2 protein-coding genes are annotated in these 2002 nt (G+C 60.2%); both read left to right on the top strand.

The window, feature by feature from the left end; all coding sequences use genetic code 11:
* Positions 1–7: 7 nt before the first annotated feature.
* A complete protein-coding gene (locus ACZI8W_RS26095; RefSeq protein ID WP_463371441.1) occupies positions 8–592 on the top strand; it encodes an IS607 family transposase in 585 nt (194 codons plus the stop codon).
* Positions 589–1998, top strand: a complete 1410-nt coding sequence (gene tnpB, locus ACZI8W_RS26090; RefSeq protein ID WP_463371440.1) for an IS607 family element RNA-guided endonuclease TnpB — start codon at positions 589–591, stop codon at positions 1996–1998. The genes ACZI8W_RS26095 and tnpB overlap by 4 nt, the downstream gene beginning before the upstream one ends.
* Positions 1999–2002 lie beyond the last annotated feature (4 nt).

Below are 2002 nucleotides of genomic sequence, written 5' to 3'. Positions count from 1 at the left end.
TAGAAGTATGAAACTGTCGGAGTGGGCGAAGCAGGCGGGAGTCCACTACCAGACAGCCTGGCAGTGGGCAAAGGACGGCAAAATGCCGGTTCCGGTTATGCAGACCCCCTCCGGAAGTTGGATTGTTCTCGAGTCTGAAGCAGAGTTCGAATCTAGAAAGACTCGAACTGTTGTGTACTGCCGAGTTTCGAGCAGCGATCAGCGTGATGATCTGGACCGCCAAGCTCTCCGTGTGTTGCAGGAGGCGAACAAGCGCGGTTTCGTGGTCGAAGAAACGGTGACCGAGATCGGTTCCGGACTGAACGGGCGACGTCGTAAGCTGCAACGTCTACTGGCAGATCCCTCGGCCACCACCATCGTGGTTGAGCATCGAGATCGTCTGGCACGTTTCGGAGTCGAGAATCTCGAGGCGGCACTGTCTGCAACAGGACGTGAGCTTGTCGTCCTGAACGATGACGAACTCACCGATGACCTGGTCCGGGACGTCACTGAACTACTTACGAGCATGTGCGCCCGCCTCTACGGGCGACGATCGGCAGCGAGCCGGGCCAAACGAGCGATTGAAGCAGCAACGAAGGAGGGGACACAATGATCGCAGACAAGGCCGTGGCGATCAGCGCGTACAAGTACGCCCTGGACCCGAACGCTGCCGCGGAACGAGCGCTGTACGGGCACTGTGGGGCCAGCCGGTTTGCCTACAACCATATGCTCGGGCATCTCGAGGCGGTGATGAATCAACGGCAGGCCGAAGCATCGTACGGCATCGCGGAACAGGACCGCACACCTACGCTGAACTGGTCTGCGTACGGGCTCCGCAAGGTGTGGAACCAACGTAAGCACTCAGCCGCGATCGACCGCGAAACGGGGCTTCCGTGGTGGGGCGACTTCTCGAAAGAGGCCGCGTCCTCCGGCCTCGCAGACCTGGCTGCCGGTCTCGAGAATTGGAATCAGTCTCGTAAGGGTCTTCGCGGAGGCAAGAGCATGGGCTTCCCGAAGTTCAGGCGGCGCAAGGGCGATCAGGTCGGCTCGGTTCGATTCACGACCGGAGCGATTCGGCTCGACGGTCGTACGCATGTCATTCTCCCGGTCATCGGACGGATCAAGACGCACGAGTCCACGAGGAAGCTGGCGCGACGACTCGAGGCGGGAACCGCACGCATATTGTCCGCAACAATCAAGCGGGAACGGGGACGCTGGTTCGTCGTTTTCACCTGCGAGGTCGAGCGGACAGTGACCACCGCGACGCAGCCCGAAGAAGCAGTTGGGCTGGATCTCGGGGTGAAAACACTCGTAGTAACGTCCAAGGGCGATCTACACCCGAACCCCAAGCATCTCCGCAAGACCCTAACGAAGCTCCGTCGCGAATCGCGTGTGGTCTCACGCCGCGAAGGACCGGACCGCCGGGCCGGATCCACGGGCTCGGCACGCTGGCATCGCGCCAACCGTACACGTAACCGGGTGGCTTACCGAGTGGCGGATTCTCGTCGAGACTCGCTGCACAAGTTGTCCAGCTCGCTGGTCGACACGTACGGGGCAATCGGGGTGGAGGACCTCCACGTCGCGGGAATGGTCCGTAACCGTAACCTAGCTCGGGCGATCTCCGACTGCGGGTTCGGGATGTTGCGGCATCAGCTCGAGTACAAGACCGCATGGCGAGGGTCGACCTTCGCGGTCGCAGACCGTTGGTACCCGTCCAGTAAGACCTGTTCGAACTGTAAGGCAGTGAAAACCAAGCTGCTTCTGTCCGAACGAACCTTTGAGTGCGAACGCTGCGGTTTCTCTCTCGATCGAGATGTGAATGCAGCGCGTAATCTCGAAGACCAGATTTACACCCTCTTCCCGGAGTGGCCGGGTGAGGTGAAACGTGGACGTGGAGGAGATGTCAGACTTGCCCAGCAAGCAGTCCCCAACGAATCGTCTACCCACGGGTCGAATGTGCGGCACCGGGACTTCCGGGAAGTAATTCCCGGATCACTGAGAGAACTTGAAACTCAGTGAACGG

The sequence above is a fragment of the Rhodococcus ruitaii genome (assembly GCF_055230935.1).
The sequence above is the reverse complement of the archived record's forward strand: the minus strand, read 5'-3'. Positions and strand labels throughout refer to the sequence as shown.